The sequence below is a fragment of the Pseudomonas sp. R38(2017) genome, assembly GCF_002112395.1.
Taxonomy (GTDB): Bacteria; Pseudomonadota; Gammaproteobacteria; order Pseudomonadales; family Pseudomonadaceae; genus Aquipseudomonas.
Genome location: NZ_NEHN01000002.1, coordinates 551,325 through 571,220 on the forward strand (window position 1 = coordinate 551,325; position 19,896 = coordinate 571,220).

Consider the following 19,896-nt stretch of genomic DNA (forward strand, 5'->3'; position numbering starts at 1 on the left):
AACAACAAACGCTGTACAAACTTGGAGCGGGAAACGAGACTCGAACTCGCGACCCCGACCTTGGCAAGGTCGTGCTCTACCAACTGAGCTATTCCCGCTTGGTGTGGCGCATTCTATAGAAATCAGAAGCGCCGTCAACCCTTTGATTCAAAAAAGTTTTATTTCTTTTCAACATCGGTCTTCAGATGCGGCCAGGCAGCCCGAAGGTATTGAACCATCGACCACAAGGTCAGGCCTGCAGAAACCATCAGCAACGTGTAACCGATGAAAACCCAGAAGCTGAAAACCTTGGGGTTAGCCAGAAGGATCACCAGTGCAAGCATTTGCGCAGCGGTTTTCCATTTGCCCAGGTTCGATACAGCCACATGAGCCCGCGCACCAAGTTCGGCCATCCACTCACGCAACGCCGAAACGACGATCTCGCGACCGATGATGACGGCCGCCGGCAACGTGAGCCACAGATTGCCGTGTTCTTGCACCAGCAACACCAGTGCAACAGCAACCATCAGTTTGTCAGCGACAGGGTCCAGAAACGCCCCAAACGGAGTGCTTTGCTCCAGTCGGCGCGCCAGATAGCCATCCAGCCAGTCCGTTGCCGCCGCGAAGGCAAAGACCGAACTTGAGGCCAGATAACTCCACTGGTAAGGCAGATAGAACAGCAAAATGAAGATCGGGATGAGCAGGACACGGAGAACGGTAATCAGATTAGGGATATTCATCGGCACAACTGGCTACGAGGTGAATGGGCATTCTACTCACTATGCAGGTTTGCATAAATCGACTCTGCTAGCTTTTTGCTGATCCCCGGTGCTTTGGCGATCTCTTCGATGCTTGCACGAGACAGCTCCTGCAATCCACCAAAATGTTTCAGCAAGTCCCTGCGACGGGTCGGACCTACGCCCGCCACGCCTTCCAGCGTTGATGTACGACGGGTTTTGCCACGACGCGCACGGTGTCCGGTGATTGCAAAGCGGTGAGCTTCATCACGAATCTGCTGAATCAGGTGCAACGCAGGTGAGTCGCCACGCAACGTGAATTCATGCGCGGCATCATTCAGATACAAAGTCTCGAACCCCGCCTTGCGCGTCGCGCCTTTTGCAACGCCCAGCAGGATCAGGTCCGGCACAGCCAGTTCGTTGAGCACATCACGCGCCATCGACAACTGCCCTTTGCCGCCGTCCACCAACAGAATGTCCGGCAACTTGCCCTCACCGTCCTTCAGCTTGCTGAAGCGCCGGGTCAACGCCTGGTGCATGGCGGCATAATCATCACCCGCCGTCACGCCTTCAATGTTGTATCGGCGGTAATCCGATTTGATTGCCCCTTCCGGCCCGAACACAACACAGGACGCAACGGTCGCTTCGCCGCTGGAATGGCTGATGTCGTAGCACTCCAGGCGCTGCGGTGGCTCGTCCAGCTTCAACACCTCGGCCAACGCCTCGAAACGGGCCGCAACGTGCTGGCGGTTTGCTAGCCTCGCACCCAGCGCCTGTTCGGCATTGGTCACGGCCAGCTGTTGCCAGCGCGCCCTCGTACCGCGAACCCGATGACTGATGGACAGTTCGCGCCCGCGCAGCTCCTGAATCGCTTCGATCAATGTGGGAAAGTCTTCATGAACGACGTTGACGATCAGTTCACTTGGCAAATCCCGCTCGGGGCTGCTGATGAAATACTGGCCAAGAAACGCAGCCATGACTTCGGCAACATCTTCCTCGATCCCGACCTGCGGGAAAAAGTTCTTGCTGCCCAGAACCCGCCCTCCCCGCACGCTGATCAAATGCACGCAGGCGCCTCCGGGGTTGACAAAGGCTGCGACCACATCGATATCGCCAGTCCCGCCTTCCATGCTCTGCTGATCCTGGACCCGACGTAGCAATGCAATCTGATCGCGAAGCTCGGCAGCACGTTCGAACTCAAGGTTGATTGCAGCCTCTTCCATCGCCGTGGACAGTTCATTAGTCAGTGCATGACTGCGCCCCTCGAGGAACATCACCGAGTGCCGCACGTCTTCGGCGTACACCTCGGGCTCTACCAGCCCGACACAGGGAGCCTTGCAGCGCTTGATCTGGTACTGCAGGCACGGACGCGTCCGGTTCTTGTAGTAGCTGTCTTCGCACTGGCGCACGAAGAATGCCTTTTGCAGAAGGCTGAGGCTTTCGCGGATTGCCCCGGCACTCGGGTAAGGCCCGAAGTACTTGCCCTTGGCCTTCTTGGCACCGCGATGAATGCTCAGGCGAGGGAATTGTCCGTCAGACAGAAACACATACGGATAAGACTTGTCGTCGCGCAACAGGATGTTGTACGGCGGCCGCCACTCCTTGATCAGTGTTTGCTCAAGCAACAGGGCTTCTGTTTCATTGGCGGTAATGGTCGTTTCGACCTGGGCGATTCGCCCGACCAGCGCGGCGGTTTTGGGCGCCAGCCCGGTTTTCCGAAAGTAACTGGCCAGGCGCTTTTTCAGATTCTTGGCCTTGCCGACGTACAGCAGACGCGCATCGCTGTCGAACATGCGGTAAACGCCAGGCCGCCCACTGACAGTCGACAGGAAGGCGCCGGAATCGAATGTTTCAGTCATGGTCAGAGGCTGGCATCAACCATGCCGTGACGAACTGCCAGAAGCGTCAGCTCGACATCACTGCTGATCGAAAGCTTCTCGAAAATGCGGTAACGGTAGGTGTTTACGGTTTTTGGCGACAGGCACAATTTGTCGGAAATGATCTGCACCTTCTGGCACCCGACAATCATCAAGGCAATCTGGATTTCCCGCTCCGACAAGGCATCGAACGGAGAATCGTTGGTTGGCTGGAAGGACTTGATCGCCAGTTGCTGGGCAATTTGCGGACTGATGTAGCGCTGACCGGCAAAGACCAGGCGGATGGCCTGTACCATTTCCGGCAATCCGGCCCCCTTGGTCAGATAACCCGCGGCGCCCGCCTGCAGCAATCGGGTAGGAAACGGATCCTCTTCGCACACGGTGACTGCAACCACCTTGATGTCCGGATGGCTGCGCAACAGTTTGCGCGTGGCCTCCAGGCCGCCGATGCCAGGCATCTTGACGTCCATCAGCACCACGTCTGGCTTCAGCTCACGGGCCTTGATGAGGGATTCTTCCCCGGACTCGGCCTGGCCAACCACTTGCAGGCCATCGATATCGGCCAGCATCCGAGTAATGCCCGTACGAACGAGATCATGGTCATCGACCACTAGCACCCTAATCAAGCAGACACCTCGCGATATGGTCTTATTGGGATGCCGGACACCTTAGCAAAAAGTGCCAGACAGACCTAGCGGCAAGCAGCATATAAAAAGTTTCAATTCATCATTCAGGGCTTGCCGGCCGTGCGTTTCAGAGCACACGTGTACTGAATTCGAGATGCATCCTCAGGAAACACTCGTCCTCGCCCTGCACAACCATTCCCTTTCTGCGATACAGGTTTTGCGCCGGATTGTTCTTGAACACTGTCAGTCGCAATGCCGGGCGACACTCAAGGTGTGCAATTGCAACAACCTGATCGATCGCCCAGGAACCTGCACCTTGTCCCTGAAATCCCCCGCAGACCTGCAATTCGCGAATGTACAAAGCGCGGGCATCACGACTGAGGCTGAAATAGCCTACTGGCCTGCCATCGCATTCGATCATCCAGTTTTCGCGCCCGGCCCACGCGATATCGAAAGCTTCGTCCTGCCACAGCAGATCGTAGCTGATGTAATAGCGGAGCATGTTCTGGCAGGTAATTTCTCGCGTAAACGCCAGGTCATCGGGCGTCGCCGGTCGCAAATGAAACCTTGTTTGCACATCCATAACCTTCATGCCTTGCCCTCCCCTGATGCCAACCTCGACGCGACTCAACCTCGAACCGCTGAAAACGGCAGAGTGTGTCATAGCTTGCCGAAGGCTCAACCGATAGAGGACGTCTTGTACCTTCGATAGCATTTTCTGATTGCTGACGCGCATCGGGCTCTAGTAAGCTCGGCGCATTCATCGGAGACACATCATGTTCAACGCCCTTGCACAGCTTCTTGCCACCAGCGCCCAGCGCTCGGTTGCGGCTGCGCGCGTGAACGACATTTGCGCTCCAGCCAGCAGCTTTTATTTTGGGTATTGGTTTAGCCACTGGCGCGCCTGATACCCACACGGCGCCCATATAGACGGGTCGCCTACCAGAGAATTCTCACCCCCCGGTCGGCCTCCCGACCGGGGGTTTTGTTTTTTCAGGCCCAGAACTTTCAGCGACACACCAGACATTTGAGGAATCACGACATGAACTACGCCACCTATTACCGCTACGACAGTTTTACCGCCTGGCGATTTAGCAGCCTCCGCTCGGGACAACCTGCCGCCTCCGATCGGTCACCTACAGGTGGCAAGCCAACACACGTAGCCAATACGGCCAACTGTCGAACACCCCAATAGGGCCGAGTCGGCGGGAAAGACCCGCGACCAGCCCAGGAAGACCGAATATGAACTCGTCCGTTTCTGCTCTGCCACTGTCCACCCTGAATCCGGCCAACGAAGCATTGACCCTGCGTCTGCCCAGTTCGCTACAGCTCAAGCAGCAATTACCCCTGAGCAATGCCTTGAGCCAGCAGGTTGCCAATCACCGCCAGGCCATCCGCGCCATTCTCAACGGAGAAGACCACCGTTTGCTGGTAGTCGTCGGCCCTTGCTCCATTCACGATCCCGAATCAGCGCTCGAATACGCCGACAAACTTGCCCGCCTGGCCAATGACGTCAGTCAGGAAATGCTGCTCGTTATGCGTGCCTACGTCGAAAAACCCCGCACCACCGTCGGCTGGAAGGGTCTAGCGTACGATCCCCACCTGGACGGCAGCGATGACATGGCTGCCGGCCTGACGTTGTCACGCGAACTGATGCTGAAAATGATCCGCCTCGGCCTTCCCGTTGCCACCGAACTTCTGCAACCCATGGCTGCTGGCTACTTCGACGACCTGCTCAGCTGGGTTGCCATCGGTGCGCGAACAACTGAATCACAGATTCATCGCGAGATGGCGAGCGGACTGAGCATGCCAGTCGGCTTCAAGAACGGCACCGATGGCGGCGTCTCCATTGCCGTCGACGCAATGCGCTCGGCTGCTCATCCACATCGCCATTTTGGCGTAGACAGCCAAGGCCATCCGGCAATCATTCCGACTTCGGGCAACCCGGATACCCACCTGGTCCTGCGCGGCGGCCATCAAGGGCCGAACTACGATCGCGCGAGCGTATCCCGAATTCATACCGAACTGAGCCGACTGAAGATACCGAGCCGGATCATGGTCGATTGCAGCCACGCCAACAGCGGCAAGGACCCTCTTCGTCAGCCGGACGTTTTCAACGATGTGCTGGAGCAGCGCCTCCAGGGAGACCGTTCACTGGTCGGAATGATGATCGAGTCGCATCTGTTCGAAGGGTGCCAGCCATTGAGTGGGTCGTTGCGCTACGGCGTCTCGGTTACGGATGGCTGCCTGGGCTTCGCTGCCACGGAACGTCTGCTGCACGATGCTGCGGAGCGTCTTCGGAATCCGTCCCTGGTCTGAATATGAACCAGCCTTCCGGAGCATGCCTGCCCGGAAGGCCGCTTGATCAAGTCTGCACGTTCAGCAGTGCCACATCGGATAACTGACTGACATCATCCAGTCGCTCAACCGAATAGGACACTCGAACAGCCGTACCGACATGCTCGCGCCAAAAGCAATAGGGAACGATAAACACCAGGGGCTCAATCTCCATTCCGCTGGTTATTTTCCGATCATCGCGATGAAAGTAGTGCTCGCCATCGCACCTGAGATAAACCAGTTCACCAACCTCTACCTGCGCATCGCTGATCACTACGCTGACGCCATCAATGGTTTCACATACGTCCAGCATCCCTTCCCGTGCTTCAAGCACTTGTGGTGCAGCCAGTGCGCCGCGCACCAACGGAGCAACGATGATTTTCCTGGAGCCCGATTCGCGCAGCGCTCCAGTATTTTGTTCGATGACATATCGAACAAGCACTTCACTGCCAGAATGCGGGATGATGAATCGAGGATCGACACCGAACACCAGCGGCGTTCCGACAGCAAAGGATTCGACGATCAAGCTGTCCCGGAATGAGGCGTGCTCTGCAGCCCCCTGCCAGAACAACTGCACTCGATCACCCACCGACATCCCGGCATAAGGCTGGAAAGTGACAGTTGTGCCTCCGTTGACGCGCGCCGGATCAAGATGCCCGCCAACGGCATCGTCGACCATGGGCGGCAACAGACTGTATAGAACGTCCCCAACATTCAGCTGAGTCCTGACGGAGTTGACGGGCAACAACCATTTCATGCTGCTCAACGTCCAGAACACCTCCAGCGAACCGCCATCCAGCGCAGCGATGTGAGGACTTCTGATGACAAAAACGATATCCCTCCCCAGCTGAGCTTCGCTGATCGATCGCGCGAACTCCTGTCGATACGGTAAACCCTCGATATCGAGACCATGCCAGCTCAGTACCACTCTGTCACCGCATGCCATATCGGAATATGGCGCGATCCGGATGACGACCCGACTCAACGAAGGGTCAAGGACACCTCCTTCCACCGCTTCGAGGGTAACCGCGGGCATTAAATCCGACGGCTCGCGCAGACATTCGTGCCCCGATGAGCCGATCGTTGTTACGGCTAAAACATTGCCCCGTGTCGCTTCTTGCGCGCTCTGCCTGTTCATTCGTAGCTCCACTCCCTGGAAACGCCCTGCAGCTCGTTGCTGCGTCGAAGAGCCTCTATTCAATCAGTCAGACACGAAAAATGATGTCGTCCATCTACACCGTGCTCCGGCGGCAATCGCATCGCAATCGGTAGGCAATTACAGAACAAATACATTGGACGAGACAAAAGACGTCCAGATATTCCGATCCGGATTTCAAACTTTGAGGATATTTCCTGCGCACACCGACCCAGTTTCCGCCGCCCGAGACAGACGCTTCATACATCGAGAGCTCCGAGACTGATTTAGAGTGGCACCCGGCAAATATCGATGAACTTCTGCGATCAAGGATGAAAAATGCAACAAGACACCACCACCCGTTACCCCATCCTCCTGGTGCACGGCTTGTTCGGATTCGAGCGCATCGGCCCAGTTGAGCTGTTCCACGACGTCAGGCAGGCGCTGAAGGCTATTGGGGCGCAGGTTTTCGTGCCGCACTTGTCAGCCATTCACAACAACGAAGTACGCGGCAGACAACTGCTTTGCCAGATCGGCTCCGTGCTCAAGGGCACGGGTGCGGCGAAAGTCAACCTGATCGGCCATAGCCAGGGTGCACTGGCTGCTCGGTACGCGGCAGCGCTTGCCCCACACAAAGTTGCATCCGTGACATCGGTCAGCGGACCGAATCACGGTTCGGAACTGGCGGACTTCCTGCGCAAGGCACTGATCCCCGGAAACCTGCCGGAGATCGTCGCGCAAAACGTGGCCACACTGTTTTCTGACTTTCTGTGCCTCCTCAGCGGGACCACGGCGCTGCCGCAACATGCATTGGCCGCATTGAATGCCCTGACGACCGAAGGCGTCGGCGACTTCAATGACAAGTACCCGCAAGGCCTGCCGCAGAGCTGGGGCGGGCAAGGCGCCGAACAGGTCAATGACGTGCGCTACTACTCCTGGAGTGGTGTCGTACCGTCATTGAATCTGCAGAAACCCGACCCGGTGCAAGACATCTGCCGGGCTCTGTCGCAGTACTTCACGACCGAACCTCTGCAAAACGATGGCTTCGTCGGGCGCTACAGTTCTCATCTGGGCACCGTGATCCGCTCCGACTATCCGATTGATCATCTGCGCAGCCTCGGTCGAACCGCTGACAAGCACGCCGGAGCAGTCGATTCGATCAAGTTGTACGTCGAGCACGCCTTGCACTTGCAGGCGGCCAACCTCTGAGAGCCTGCATCAAACAACCGAACGGAACTTTGCCGAGAAATCGGCCACTGAATCCGGTAGGCTCCTCCCTTTACTGATTTGATTGGAGATTTTTCCCATGGCTAAAGCCACTGCCCGCCACATCCTGGTTTCGAGCGAAGACAAGTGCAACGAACTCAAGGCCCAGATCGAAGCCGGCGCCGATTTCGCTGAAGTCGCCAAAGCCAACTCCACTTGCCCGTCCAGCCGCCAGGGCGGTGATCTGGGCTCGTTCGGCCCGGGCCAGATGGTCAAGGAATTCGATACCGTAGTGTTCAGCGCACCGATCAACGTCGTGCAAGGCCCGGTCAAGACTCAGTTCGGCTATCACCTGCTGGAAGTCACCAGCCGTCAGGACTGATCCTTCGTCCGTTGCGCTGTGTAACGGCCCGCCTGATGGCGGGCCGTTGTGTTTTGGTTACACCACGCGGCTGGCGAACAACGCTGCGCTCGCGTACAAATTGCGCTTATCGATTACCCGGCTCTAAGGCTGACAATGCGACTGGCTTTCTCCTCCTTGATGTTCACTGCCGTGGCTCTGTTGATGAGCGCCGCCGGTGTGAGCGCTGCACCGCAGCATGCATTGACCGTTTACGGCGAACCAGCGAAGTACCCGGCCAATTTCAGTCACTTCGACTACACCAATCCCCAGGCCCCCAAGGGCGGAACGATGCGCCGTTCGGCGATCGAGATCGGTCACTTCGACCATGTCCTGCCCTACATCGACAAAGGCATCGGCGTCACCCAGATCGACGGCCTGCTGTATTCCCCGCTGGCCCAGCGCTCGATGGACGAGCCTTACACCGTCTACGGGCTGGTGGCACAGAAGATGGAGCGCTCCGAGGATGGTCTGTCCCTGCGCTTCTTCATCAATCCCAAGGCACGCTTCGCCGATGGTGAACCGATCACTGCCGAAGACGTGCGCTACACCTACGATTTGCTCATGACCCAGGGCAGCCTGCGCTATCGCACCCAGTTCGCCGACGTCAAAGGCGTCGAAGTCGAAGCGCCGCTCACCGTGCGCTTCGACTTCAAGAGCAATGAAAACCGCACCCTGCCGCTGGACATCGCAACCCTGCCGGTGTTTCCCGAGCATTGGTGGAAGACCCGGGATTTCGCCGGCGGTGGCGGTTATGAACCGCCGCTGGGCAGCGGCCCGTACCGGGTCGGCAAGGTCGATTCCGGACGCAGTATCACCTTCGAGCGTAATCCCGATTGGTGGGGCAAGGACTTGCCGGTCAGCCGCGGGCTCTACAACTTCGACCACTTCAGCATCGAGTACTTCGGCGACACCGACGTCGCCCGTCAGGTATTGCGCGGCGGTGCCTATGACTACAACCGCGAATTTTCCGCTACCGGCTACTCGATCGGCTACGACAGCCCGGCCCTGAGCGATGGGCGTCTGCAGAAGGCTCACCTGGCAACCGAAGCACCGCAATCGGCGCAAGGCTTCGTGTTCAACCTGCAGAAACCGATGTTTCAGGACCGCCGCGTACGCCAGGCATTGGCCATGCTCTGGGACTTCGAATGGAGCAACCGGCAGATGATGCGCAACATGTACATCCGCCAGCAGAGTTACTTTTCCAACAGCGCCCTCGCCGCCCGTGAACTGCCGGACGCTGCCGAACTGAAGATTCTTGAACCGTTGCGCGGGCAGATTCCCGACGAGGTCTTCACCCAGGTCTTCGAGGCGCCGAAAACTGATGGCAGCGGCCTGATCCGCGACAAACAGTTGCAAGCGCTGGAACTGCTGGAACAGGCCGGCTGGAAACCCGATGGCGATCAATTGGTCAACGCACAGGGCGAGCCATTGAGCTTCACCTTCCTGGTCAGCCAGAACGGCATGGACCGGCTGCTGCTGCCCTACAAGCGCACCCTGAAACAGATCGGCATCAACCTCGATATCCGCCGCATCGACTCTTCGCAGTACGTCAATCGCCTGATGAGCCGCGACTACGACATGATTGTCACCGGTTACCCGGTCACCACCTCACCCGGGGGCGAACTGCTCAACTACTTCGGTTCTGCCTCGGCCAACGATCCCGGCGCCAACAACTACATGGTCCTGAAGAATCCGGCGGTGGACACTTTGATCAACGGCCTCATTCGCGCCTCGACCCAGGCCGACATGCTGCATTACGCCCATGCGCTGGATCGAGTGCTGCAATGGAATTACTACTGGATTCCCAACTATTACCCGCCGGGCACCTCGACCGTGTGGTGGAACCGTTTCGGTATTCCGACCGTACAGGCGAGCAATGACGAAGCGATCGAAAGCTGGTGGGAAATCAGCAGCACGCCGCTGACCAACCAGCAGATGACGGCCGAGAAAATCAGCCGTGGCAGACCCGGAGGGCCGCACTGATGTGGGCTTACATACTGCGGCGCCTGCTGCTGATCATCCCGACGCTGGTGATCATTCTGCTGGTCAACTTCGTGATCATCCAGGCCGCGCCGGGTGGTCCGGTGGAACAGGCCATTGCCCACTTGCAGGGGATCGGCGGAGCCAGTGTCGGTGGCGGTGCGAGCGAGACCATGAGCGGCACCTCCCGCGCCAGCCGTGGCCTCGACCCGCAGCTGATCAAGGACATCGAAAAACAGTACGGCTTCGACAAACCGGCCCATGAACGCCTGTGGCTGATGCTCACGAACTATGCGCAGCTGGATTTCGGCAAGAGCTTCTTCCGCGGCGCCACGGTCACCGACCTGATCCTGCAGAAAATGCCGGTGACCATTTCCCTCGGGTTGTGGGCGACGCTGATCACCTATCTGGTGTCGATCCCGCTGGGCATCCGCAAAGCCGTGCACCACGGCAGTCATTTCGATATCTGGAGCAGTACGGCGATCATCATCGGTTACGCGATGCCGGCGTTCCTGTTCGCGATGTTCCTGATCGTGGTGTTTGCCGGCGGTACGTCGCTGAACTGGTTTCCGGTGCGCGGACTGGTCTCGGACAACTTCGAATCACTGTCGACACTGGGCAAGATTGCCGACTATTTCTGGCACCTTGTTCTACCGGTGACTGCGCTGGTGATCGGCGGCTTTGCGACCTTGACCATCCTCACCAAGAACTCGTTTCTCAATGAAATCACCCGTCAGTACGTGGTCACCGCTCGCGCCAAAGGCCTGAGCGAACGCCGGGTGCTGTATGGTCATGTGTTTCGCAACGCGATGTTACTGGTGGTGTCGGGCATTCCCCAAGCCTTCATCAGTGTGTTCTTTGCCGGTTCGTTGCTGATCGAGGTGATTTTCTCCCTCGACGGCCTCGGGCGGATGAGCTACGAAGCTGCCGTGTCCCGGGACTACCCGGTGGTGTTTGGTTCGCTGTTCATCTTCACCCTGTTCGGCCTCCTGATAAAACTGATCGGCGACCTGTGCTACACGCTCGTCGATCCGCGCATCGACTTCGCCGCGAGGAATGCCTGATGTTCAAGCTCTCGCCTCTGGGACGGCGTCGTTTAGAACGTTTCAAGAAAAACCGCCGAGGCTGGTGGTCGCTATGGTTGTTCATTGGCCTGTTCGTGATCAGTCTCGGTGGCGAGCTGATCGCCAACGACAAACCACTGGTCGTCAGCTATCAGGGCCAATGGTACTTCCCGGTGCTCAAGCGCCACACCGAACAGGAGTTCGGCGGCCAACTACCCTTTCAGGCTGATTACCGCAGCGACTACGTCCAGAATCTGATCCGCAAGGACGGTGGCTGGCTGCTGTTTCCGCCGATCCCGTTCAGTGAGGACACGCCGAACTACGACCTCAACAAACCGGCGCCGAGTCCACCGACTTCCGTCAACTGGCTGGGCACCGACGATCAGGCGCGGGACGTGCTGGCAAGGGTGATTTTCGGTGCGCGGGTATCGATCCTGTTCGCGCTGATGCTGACCTTCGTCAGCGCCCTGATCGGCATCGCGGCCGGCGCACTGCAAGGCTACTACGGTGGCTGGATCGACTTGCTCGGTCAGCGTCTGCTTGAAGTCTGGTCGGGGCTGCCGGTGCTGTACCTGCTGATCATTCTTTCGGGGTTCGTCGAACCGAATTTCTGGTGGCTTCTGGGAATCATGGCGTTGTTTTCCTGGCTGGCACTAGTGGACGTGGTACGCGCCGAGTTCCTGCGCGGGCGTAACCTGGAATACGTCAAGGCTGCACGGGCCCTGGGCCTGACCGACCGCAAGGTGATCTTCCGGCACATTCTGCCCAACGCAATGAATGCCACGCTGAGCTATCTGCCATTCATTCTGACCGGGGCGATTTCCACCCTGACTGCGCTGGATTTCCTCGGCTTCGGCATGCCCGCCGGCAGTGCATCGCTGGGCGAGTTGATCGGCCAGGGCAAACAGAACCTGCAGGCACCGTGGCTAGGATTGACGGCGTTTTTCACCCTCGCGCTGATTCTGTCCCTGCTGGTATTCATCGGCGAAGCATTGCGCGATGCCTTTGACCCGCGTTCATGAACGGATCCTTGATATGACTGACAACCTGATCGAAATCCGTGACCTCAGCGTCGCCTTCCATGGCCAGACCGTGGTGCGCAATCTGTGCCTGGACATCCGCCCCGGCGAGTGCCTGGCGCTGGTGGGCGAATCGGGCTCGGGCAAATCGGTAACGGCCCACTCGATCCTGCAACTGCTCCCGGATAGCGAAGCCCGAACCACCGGCAGCATTCGCTATCGCGGCAAGGAGTTGGTCGCTGCCGATCCCAAGACTTTGCGCGACCTGCGGGGCAACCGCATCGCCATGATCTTTCAGGAGCCGATGACCTCGCTCAACCCGCTGCATACCATTGAAAAGCAGATCGGCGAGACCCTGCTGCTGCATCGAGGCATGGGCGGTAAAGAAGCGCAGAAACGCATTCTTGAACTGCTTGAACTGGTGGGCATCCAGAAGCCGAAAGAACGACTGAAGGCTTACCCGCATCAGTTGTCCGGCGGCCAGCGACAGCGGGTCATGATCGCCATGGCCCTGGCCTGCGAACCGGAACTGTTGATCGCCGACGAGCCGACCACGGCCCTCGACGTCACCGTGCAGCGCAAGATCCTGGTGCTGCTCAAATCCCTGCAACAACGTCTCGGCATGTCGCTGCTGCTGATCAGCCATGACCTCAATCTGGTACGCAGCATTGCCCAGCGGGTTTGCGTGATGAAGGCCGGGGAAATCGTCGAGCAGGCACCTTGCGAAACGCTGTTTACCGAGCCGAAACACCCTTACAGCTGCGTGTTGCTCAATGCCGAACCGGAAGGCGAAGCGCTTCCCCGGGACGAACGAGAAAACGTGCTGGAAGTCGAAGACCTGCGGGTGGATTTCGTCGTCGGCGGCGGACTGTTCCAGCGCAAGCAATGCCTGCGCGCCGTGGACGGCATCAGCCTGAATATCCAGCGCGGCAAAACGTTGGGCATCGTCGGCGAGTCTGGCTCGGGCAAGTCAACGCTGGGTCAGGCGATCCTGCGCCTGCTCGACTCCGAAGGCAGCATCCGCTTTCAGGGCGAGTCCCTCGACGGCCTCAATCAGAAGCAATTGCGGCCGTGGCGCCGGCAGATGCAGGTGGTGTTTCAGGACCCGTTCGGCAGCCTCAGCCCGCGCATGTCGGTGGCGCAGATCATCAGCGAAGGGCTGGAGGTGCATTGCGAGTCCACCGCCGACGAGTGCGACACACAGGTGATCCGCGTGCTCAAGGAAGTCGGCCTCGACCCTGAAAGCCGTCATCGCTACCCCCACGAATTTTCCGGAGGCCAGCGTCAGCGCATCGCTATTGCCCGGGCACTGGTGCTCAAACCGGCGCTGATCCTGCTCGATGAGCCGACTTCGGCGCTGGATCGTACCGTGCAGAAGCAAGTGGTCGCCCTGCTCCGCCAGCTTCAGGAAAAACATGGCCTGACGTACCTGTTCATCAGCCACGACCTGGCGGTGGTACGGGCATTGGCCCACGACATTATCGTGATCAAGGACGGCAAAGTGGTCGAACACGGCGCCAGCCATGACGTGTTCGACTCACCGCAGCACCCCTATACCAAAGAGCTGTTGGCAGCGGCGCATCCGGGGTAGGCATAATCGCGCCACCTGACTTCCGCCAATGGACGCCGCCATGAACACCACTGAAAGCCTCAAGGATTACCAACGGGTCCGCACCCTGGCGATCCGTTCGCTGTTCGAGATCATCGAGCAATCCAGTGAAGGCACGGTGATTGTCGACCGCGATGCGAACATCGTCTGGATGAACGAGCGCTATGCCCGGCGCTTCGGGCTCGACTCTGCGGCCGGGGCCATCGGCAAGCCCTGTGAAAGCGTGATTCCTGGCAGTCTTCTGCGTGAAGTGGTGCGCACGGGGCGACCGATACTTCTGGACATGCAGGACACGCCAAAAGAACCGCTGGTGGTGATGCGCCTGCCGATCCATGACGATGCCGGCGCGGTGATCGGCGCCATCGGTTTTGCCCTGTTCGATGAACTGCGCAGCTTGTCGCCGATGCTCAAGCGCTACCTGAGCATGCAGGAAGAACTCGCCTCGACCCGCTCGCTGCTGCGCGCAAGGCAAACCAAATACAACTTCGCCCACTTCATCGGCACCAGCGCTGCCAGCCTGGAGGTCAAGCGCCGTGCCCGGCGCAGCGCGAGTGCAGAGTCACCGGTTCTGCTGCTGGGCGAGACCGGCAGCGGCAAGGAGTTGCTGGCGCAGGCGATTCACGGCGCCTCGCCCCGGGCGCACAAGGCGTTCGTCAGCATCAACAGTGCGGCAATTCCGGAAGCGCTGCTCGAAGCCGAGTTTTTCGGCACTGCGCCCGGCGCCTTCACCGGTGCCGACCGCAAGGGCCGCACCGGCAAGTTGCAGATCGCTCAGGGCGGGACACTGTTTCTCGATGAGATCGGCGACATGCCTCTGCCGCTGCAAAGCAAATTGCTGCGGGTGTTGCAGGAAAAGGAGTTCGAACCTGTCGGCTCCAACGACGTGATCCAAAGCGATGTGCGGGTGATTGCCGCAACGTCGACGGACCTGGAAGCGGCGATCAAGCGCGGCGAGTTCCGAGCGGACCTGTATTACCGGCTCAACGTGCTGCCGATTCAGGTACCGCCGCTGCGTGAACGGCTGGACGATCTACCGGCCCTCAGTGAAGCGATTCTTGAAGAGTTGCGTAGTCAGCATGAACTCAATCGCGAAGCCCTGGAGCTGTTGGGTCAGCATGCCTGGCCGGGGAACATTCGCGAGTTGCGCAACGTGCTGGAGCGAGCAGCGTTGCTCAGTGATGACTTGATGCTGACGGCGGATGACATTCGTGCCGCGATTGGCACGTTTACACCGGTTGAGCGAACCCTGGCGCCTCTGTCAGAACCGGCAACCAACGAGACCTTCAGTCAGGCTCGTGAGCGGTTTGACCGGCAGTTGATTCAATCCACTCTCGCGCAATGCGGGGGCAAGGTGATCGAGGCAGCTGAGCGGCTGGGACTGGGGCGCTCGACGCTATACAAGAAGATGATTGCGCTTGGAATCGTAGAGTCTCAATAAAGAGACAACATTCTCTAAATCAAGACTACATCGAAAGCTTCGCGAGCAAGCCCGCCCCCATAGGGGAATACGCTCAACTGTGTGAGCGGGCTTGCCCGCGAAAGCGTCCTCCCAGCTATAGAAATCTCTAAACAGAGACAAAACTTCGAAAAACCAGTGCCAAAACCAAACTAATTCCTTTTGTTTCAATCACTTAACCATTTGGCACAGTTCTCGCTATAGCCCCCTCCTGTACCCGTTCCACCCACAAAAATAACAATCGAAGGAGCACACCATGAGTGTGATCATCGCCTTGGCAGCCCTCTCGCTGCTGATGCTCGCGGCCTACCGTGGCTATAGCGTTATCCTTTTCGCCCCGATCGCCGCCCTCGGCGCCGTTCTGCTCACCGACCCGTCCGCCGTCGCCCCTGCTTTCACCGGGGTATTCATGGAGAAAATGGTCGGTTTCATCAAACTCTACTTTCCCGTGTTCCTGCTCGGCGCCGTGTTCGGCAAGCTGATCGAGCTGTCGGGCTTCTCCCGTTCGATTGTCGCAGCAGCGATTCGTCTGCTTGGCACGCGCCAGGCGATGCTGGTGATCGTTCTGGTCTGCGCCCTGCTTACCTACGGCGGCGTTTCGCTGTTCGTCGTCGTGTTCGCGGTCTACCCGTTCGCAGCGGAGATGTTCCGCCAGAGCAACATCCCCAAGCGCCTGATCCCGGCGACCATCGCCCTCGGCGCGTTTTCGTTCACCATGGACGCCTTGCCCGGCACACCACAGATCCAGAACATCATCCCCAGCACCTTCTTCAACACCACCGCATGGGCGGCGCCGTGGCTAGGTGTGATCGGCACGATTTTCGTGTTCTGCGCCGGCATGCTGTTCCTGCAGCGCCAACGCAACAAGGCTCAGCGTGCAGGCGAAGGCTACGGCACCGAACTGCGCAACGAACCGGAAACCGCCGAAGACCTGAAACTGCCAAATCCGTGGATCGCCCTGTCGCCGCTGCTGGCGGTGGGCATCATGAACCTGCTGTTCACCCAATGGATTCCGCAGTGGTACGGCAAGACCCACAGCCTCGCGCTGCCAGGCATGGCCGCACCGGTGACCACCGAAATCGCCAAGCTCACCGCGATCTGGGCGGTGCAAGCGGCTTTGCTGGTGGGCATCCTGATGGTGCTGGCATTCGGTTTTAAAGCGATCAAAAGCAAGCTCGCCGAGGGCAGTAAAAGCGCAGTCAGCGGCGCGCTGCTGGCGGCGATGAACACCGCGTCTGAATACGGTTTCGGCGCGGTCATCGCCTCTTTGCCGGGTTTTCTGGTGCTGGCCGACTGGCTCAAGAGCATTCCCAATCCGCTGGTCAACGAAGCGATCACCGTGACCCTGCTGGCCGGCATCACCGGCTCCGCCTCGGGCGGGATGAGCATCGCCCTCGCGGCAATGTCCGAACAGTTCATCAGCGCCGCCCACGCCGCCAACATTCCACTGGAAGTGCTCCACCGGGTGGCTGCGATGGCCAGCGGCGGCATGGACACCCTGCCGCACAATGGCGCGGTGATCACCCTGCTCGCCGTCACCGGCCTGACCCACCGTGAGGCCTACAAGGACATTTTCTGTATTACGCTGATCAAGACCCTGGCGGTTTTCGTGGTAATCGGCACTTTCTACGCCACTGGCATTGTGTGAGGTATTCATGACGACTCTTTCTGGCAAGACCGCACTGGTCACCGGCTCCACCAGCGGCATCGGACTGGGCATTGCGCTCACGCTGGCCAAAGCCGGCGCCAACCTGATCCTAAACGGTTTTGGCGATGCCTCGAAGGTGATTGCCGAAGTCGAACAGTTCGGTGGCAAGGTCGGCCATCACCCGGCGGACGTCAGCGACCCGGCGCAGATCGCCGACATGATCGCCTACGCCGAGCGCGAGTTCGGCGGCGTGGACATTCTGGTCAACAACGCCGGTATCCAGCATGTCGCGGCGGTTGAGGAATTTCCGGTGGAGCGTTGGGATTCGATCATCGCCATCAACCTGTCGTCGGTGTTTCACAGCACCCGCCTGAGCCTGCCGGGCATGCGCGCCAAGGGCTGGGGCCGGATCGTCAACATCGCCTCGGTGCACGGCCTGGTCGGTTCCACCGGCAAAGCGGCGTATGTGGCGGCCAAGCATGGCGTGATCGGCCTGACCAAAGTGGTCGGCCTGGAAACCGCCGCCAGCAATGTCACCTGCAATGCGATTTGCCCGGGCTGGGTGTTGACGCCGCTGGTGCAGAAACAGATCGACGATCGCGCGGCCAAGGGTGTCGACCCGCAGCAGGCACAACACGATCTGTTGGCCGAGAAACAGCCGTCGCTGGAGTTCGTCACGCCTGCGCACCTCGGTGAACTGGTGTTGTTCCTGTGCAGCGAGGCCGGCAGCCAGGTGCGCGGCGCCGCATGGAATATCGATGGCGGCTGGCTCGCTCAGTAAGCGTGCAACTGATCGCTCCCGCTTTGCGGTGGGAGCCTTCTGACAAACAATAAGAGGCAAACCATGTCCGATATTCTCTGGCAGCCCGATGCCAAACGTATTGCCCGGTCCCGCATGGACGGCTTTCGGCGCTTCATCAATCAGCGCCACCACCTGAAGCTCGATGACTACCCCGCCCTGCATCAATGGTCCATCGACCAGCGCGAAGCGTTCTGGCAGGCGATCGTGGATTTCTTCGGTATCAGCTTTCACACCCAGCCTGACGCGGTCCTGCGCAAAGGCATGAAAATGCCCGGTGCCGAGTGGTTTCCCGGCGCTACGTTAAACTTCGCCGAACACCTGCTGAGTCGACGGGACGAAGCCGTCGCTGTGATCGCCATCGCGGAAAACGGCCAGCGTGAACTGCTGACCTGGGCCGAACTGGCCCGGCAAGTCGCCGGGTTCCAGGCCAGCCTGCAAGCGGCCGGCGTCGTGCTCGGCGACCGGGTCGCAGCCTGCATGCCCAACACTTGGCAAACCCTGGTCGCGATGCTCGCAACCACCAGTCTTGGCGCAATCTGGTCGTGCTCGTCACCGGACTTCGGCACCCACGGCGTAATCGACCGCTTTGGTCAGATTGAACCGAAAGTGCTGATCACCTGCGCCAGTTACCGTTACGCCGGAAAAGAGATCGACCAGACCGTCAAGATCAACGAAATCCTCCAGCAGCTGCCGTCCTTGCAACAACTGATCATCGTGCCGTACGCACGCCCCCACGCCCATGCCACGGATTACCGGACACCCGCCAACGTCACGCTATGGGACGACTTCTATGAACCCGGCGATGAGCCGCAATTCGTCCCGGTGCCGTTCGACCATCCGCTGTATGTGCTGTATTCCAGCGGAACCACCGGCGTGCCGAAGTGCATCGTTCACAGTACGGGCGGCGTACTGCTGCAGCACGCCAAGGAGCACGGGTTGCATGTCGATTTGGGGCCCGGCGACCGCTTGTTCTACTACACCACCTGCGGCTGGATGATGTGGAACTGGCTGGTCTCGGCGCTGGCGGTCGGCAGCGCGGTGGTGCTCTATGACGGTTCACCGTTTTATCCGGACAACCAGCGATTGCTGGAGCTGCTCGATGACGAGCAGGTCAGCGTGTTCGGCACCAGCCCGAAATTTCTCGCGACCCTTGAAAGCAGCGGCATCAAGCCCCGTGAAAACCATGACCTGAGCCACCTGAAAACCTTGCTCTGCACAGGTTCTGCGTTGTCGCCGCAGAGTTATGATTTCGTCTATCGCGACTTCAAACCGGACGTTTGCCTGTCCTCAATGTCCGGCGGCACCGACATCGTGTCCTGCTTCGTCAACGGCAATCCGATGTCAGCGGTACGCCGTGGTGAAATCATGGGCAAGAGCCTGGGCATGGCGGTTGAAGTCTGGAACGACGCCGGGCAACCGGTTATCGGTGAGAAAGGCGAGCTGGTGTGTACCCGGCCATTTCCGGCGATGCCGATTGGACTGTGGAATGATCCGGACGGCGAGAAACTGCGCAAATCCTATTTCAGCCAGTTCCCCGGCGTCTGGGCCCAGGGTGACTACGCCGAACAACTGCCCCACGGCGGGATGCTGATTCACGGTCGCTCCGATGCCGTGCTCAACCCCGGCGGCGTTCGCATCGGCACAGCAGAAATTTACCGGCAAGTGGAGAAAGTCCCGCAAGTGCTGGACAGCGTCGCCATCGGCCAGCAGTGGCAGGACGATGTACGCGTGGTGCTGTTCGTGCGCCTAAAGGAAAGCGTAACCCTGGATGACGCACTGCAACAGCAGATCCGCCAAGTGATCCGCGCCAACACCACACCACGCCATGTACCGGCGAAGATCGTCGCCGTCACGGACATTCCGCGCACCATCAGCGGAAAGGTGGTGGAGCTGGCCGTGCGCAATGTGGTGCACGGTGAACCGGTGAAAAACACCGATGCGTTGGCCAATCCCGAGGCCCTGGAGCAATTTCGGGATCGGCCGGAGCTGATGACCTGATCGGAGGTCGTTTTGAATCA

Annotated in this window: 17 protein-coding genes and 1 tRNA gene; 12 read left to right on the top strand and 6 right to left on the bottom strand. The window is 59.2% G+C overall.

From position 1 onward, the window contains the following. Positions 1-22: 22 nt before the first annotated feature. From CAF87_RS06160 to CAF87_RS06180, 5 genes are all read right to left on the bottom strand, one after another. Positions 23-98, bottom strand: a tRNA-Gly gene (locus CAF87_RS06160). 60 nt (positions 99-158) lie between these two features. Beyond that, positions 159-719: a CDP-diacylglycerol--glycerol-3-phosphate 3-phosphatidyltransferase gene (gene pgsA, locus CAF87_RS06165; RefSeq protein WP_085730785.1), complete on the bottom strand. Its 561-nt coding sequence runs from the start codon at positions 717-719 to the stop codon at positions 159-161. 32 nt (positions 720-751) lie between these two features. Further along, on the bottom strand, positions 752-2,575 hold the full coding sequence (gene uvrC, locus CAF87_RS06170) for an excinuclease ABC subunit UvrC (RefSeq protein WP_085730784.1): 1,824 nt from the start codon (positions 2,573-2,575) through the stop codon (positions 752-754). A gap of 2 nt (positions 2,576-2,577) precedes the next feature. After that, on the bottom strand, positions 2,578-3,219 hold the full coding sequence (gene uvrY / locus CAF87_RS06175; RefSeq protein WP_032829778.1) for a UvrY/SirA/GacA family response regulator transcription factor: 642 nt from the start codon (positions 3,217-3,219) through the stop codon (positions 2,578-2,580). Between the two features lie 127 nt (positions 3,220-3,346). Next, on the bottom strand, positions 3,347-3,811 hold the full coding sequence (locus tag CAF87_RS06180; RefSeq protein WP_256575975.1) for a GNAT family N-acetyltransferase: 465 nt from the start codon (positions 3,809-3,811) through the stop codon (positions 3,347-3,349). Positions 3,812-3,995: 184 nt separating this feature from the next. Here CAF87_RS06180 and CAF87_RS29470 point away from each other — a divergent pair, with 184 nt between their 5' ends. Next, positions 3,996-4,127 carry a hypothetical protein gene (locus tag CAF87_RS29470; protein ID WP_256575974.1) on the top strand — a complete coding sequence of 44 codons (132 nt, stop codon included), beginning with the start codon at positions 3,996-3,998 and terminating at the stop codon, positions 4,125-4,127. A gap of 334 nt (positions 4,128-4,461) precedes the next feature. Then, positions 4,462-5,538: a 3-deoxy-7-phosphoheptulonate synthase gene (locus CAF87_RS06185; RefSeq protein ID WP_085730783.1), complete on the top strand. Its 1,077-nt coding sequence runs from the start codon at positions 4,462-4,464 to the stop codon at positions 5,536-5,538. 46 nt (positions 5,539-5,584) lie between these two features. Here the strand turns inward: CAF87_RS06185 and CAF87_RS06190 are convergent, their stop codons facing one another. After that, positions 5,585-6,694: a hypothetical protein gene (locus tag CAF87_RS06190; protein ID WP_256575973.1), complete on the bottom strand. Its 1,110-nt coding sequence runs from the start codon at positions 6,692-6,694 to the stop codon at positions 5,585-5,587. Between the two features lie 336 nt (positions 6,695-7,030). Between CAF87_RS06190 and CAF87_RS06195 the strand changes: the two genes are divergently transcribed. From CAF87_RS06195 to CAF87_RS06240, 10 genes are all read left to right on the top strand, one after another. Next, positions 7,031-7,900: a triacylglycerol lipase gene (locus CAF87_RS06195; protein WP_085730782.1), complete on the top strand. Its 870-nt coding sequence runs from the start codon at positions 7,031-7,033 to the stop codon at positions 7,898-7,900. A gap of 97 nt (positions 7,901-7,997) precedes the next feature. After that, on the top strand, positions 7,998-8,279 hold the full coding sequence (locus CAF87_RS06200) for a peptidylprolyl isomerase (protein ID WP_041478733.1): 282 nt from the start codon (positions 7,998-8,000) through the stop codon (positions 8,277-8,279). A gap of 135 nt (positions 8,280-8,414) precedes the next feature. After that, positions 8,415-10,283, top strand: coding sequence for an extracellular solute-binding protein (locus CAF87_RS06205; RefSeq protein WP_085730781.1), 1,869 nt, complete (start codon positions 8,415-8,417; stop codon positions 10,281-10,283). Next, positions 10,283-11,344, top strand: a complete 1,062-nt coding sequence (locus tag CAF87_RS06210; protein WP_085730780.1) for a microcin C ABC transporter permease YejB — start codon at positions 10,283-10,285, stop codon at positions 11,342-11,344. The genes CAF87_RS06205 and CAF87_RS06210 overlap by 1 nt, the downstream gene beginning before the upstream one ends. Then, on the top strand, positions 11,344-12,366 hold the full coding sequence (locus CAF87_RS06215; RefSeq protein ID WP_085730779.1) for an ABC transporter permease: 1,023 nt from the start codon (positions 11,344-11,346) through the stop codon (positions 12,364-12,366). Before CAF87_RS06210 ends, CAF87_RS06215 begins: the two co-directional genes overlap by 1 nt. Positions 12,367-12,379: 13 nt before the next feature. After that, positions 12,380-13,954, top strand: a complete 1,575-nt coding sequence (locus CAF87_RS06220; RefSeq protein WP_085730778.1) for an ABC transporter ATP-binding protein — start codon at positions 12,380-12,382, stop codon at positions 13,952-13,954. Between the two features lie 40 nt (positions 13,955-13,994). Further along, the gene (locus CAF87_RS06225; protein WP_085730777.1) at positions 13,995-15,410 is read left to right on the top strand and encodes a sigma-54-dependent Fis family transcriptional regulator; all 1,416 of its coding nucleotides are present in this window, start codon (positions 13,995-13,997) and stop codon (positions 15,408-15,410) included. 274 nt (positions 15,411-15,684) lie between these two features. Beyond that, on the top strand, positions 15,685-17,076 hold the full coding sequence (locus CAF87_RS06230) for a GntP family permease (RefSeq protein WP_085730776.1): 1,392 nt from the start codon (positions 15,685-15,687) through the stop codon (positions 17,074-17,076). Positions 17,077-17,083: 7 nt separating this feature from the next. Then, complete coding sequence (hbdH, locus tag CAF87_RS06235) at positions 17,084-17,857, top strand: 3-hydroxybutyrate dehydrogenase (protein ID WP_007952053.1); 774 nt, start codon at positions 17,084-17,086, stop codon at positions 17,855-17,857. A gap of 63 nt (positions 17,858-17,920) precedes the next feature. Beyond that, positions 17,921-19,876: an acetoacetate--CoA ligase gene (locus CAF87_RS06240; RefSeq protein ID WP_085730775.1), complete on the top strand. Its 1,956-nt coding sequence runs from the start codon at positions 17,921-17,923 to the stop codon at positions 19,874-19,876. Positions 19,877-19,896 lie beyond the last annotated feature (20 nt).

What these genes read in the sequence shown, in the direction of transcription:
- CAF87_RS06215 (WP_085730779.1), top strand. Translation starts at nt 11,344, where the DNA reads ATGTTCAAGCTCTCGCCTCTGGGACGGCGTCGTTTAGAACGTTTCAAG.
- CAF87_RS06210 (WP_085730780.1), top strand. Translation starts at nt 10,283, where the DNA reads ATGTGGGCTTACATACTGCGGCGCCTGCTGCTGATCATCCCGACGCTG.
- CAF87_RS06220 (WP_085730778.1), top strand. Translation starts at nt 12,380, where the DNA reads ATGACTGACAACCTGATCGAAATCCGTGACCTCAGCGTCGCCTTCCAT.
- CAF87_RS06230 (WP_085730776.1), top strand. Translation starts at nt 15,685, where the DNA reads ATGAGTGTGATCATCGCCTTGGCAGCCCTCTCGCTGCTGATGCTCGCG.
- CAF87_RS06225 (WP_085730777.1), top strand. Translation starts at nt 13,995, where the DNA reads ATGAACACCACTGAAAGCCTCAAGGATTACCAACGGGTCCGCACCCTG.
- CAF87_RS06190 (WP_256575973.1), bottom strand. Translation starts at nt 6,694, where the DNA reads ATGAACAGGCAGAGCGCGCAAGAAGCGACACGGGGCAATGTTTTAGCC.
- pgsA (WP_085730785.1), bottom strand. Translation starts at nt 719, where the DNA reads ATGAATATCCCTAATCTGATTACCGTTCTCCGTGTCCTGCTCATCCCG.
- CAF87_RS06205 (WP_085730781.1), top strand. Translation starts at nt 8,415, where the DNA reads ATGCGACTGGCTTTCTCCTCCTTGATGTTCACTGCCGTGGCTCTGTTG.
- CAF87_RS06195 (WP_085730782.1), top strand. Translation starts at nt 7,031, where the DNA reads ATGCAACAAGACACCACCACCCGTTACCCCATCCTCCTGGTGCACGGC.
- CAF87_RS06185 (WP_085730783.1), top strand. Translation starts at nt 4,462, where the DNA reads ATGAACTCGTCCGTTTCTGCTCTGCCACTGTCCACCCTGAATCCGGCC.
- CAF87_RS06200 (WP_041478733.1), top strand. Translation starts at nt 7,998, where the DNA reads ATGGCTAAAGCCACTGCCCGCCACATCCTGGTTTCGAGCGAAGACAAG.
- CAF87_RS06240 (WP_085730775.1), top strand. Translation starts at nt 17,921, where the DNA reads ATGTCCGATATTCTCTGGCAGCCCGATGCCAAACGTATTGCCCGGTCC.
- CAF87_RS29470 (WP_256575974.1), top strand. Translation starts at nt 3,996, where the DNA reads ATGTTCAACGCCCTTGCACAGCTTCTTGCCACCAGCGCCCAGCGCTCG.
- CAF87_RS06180 (WP_256575975.1), bottom strand. Translation starts at nt 3,811, where the DNA reads ATGAAGGTTATGGATGTGCAAACAAGGTTTCATTTGCGACCGGCGACG.
- hbdH (WP_007952053.1), top strand. Translation starts at nt 17,084, where the DNA reads ATGACGACTCTTTCTGGCAAGACCGCACTGGTCACCGGCTCCACCAGC.
- uvrC (WP_085730784.1), bottom strand. Translation starts at nt 2,575, where the DNA reads ATGACTGAAACATTCGATTCCGGCGCCTTCCTGTCGACTGTCAGTGGG.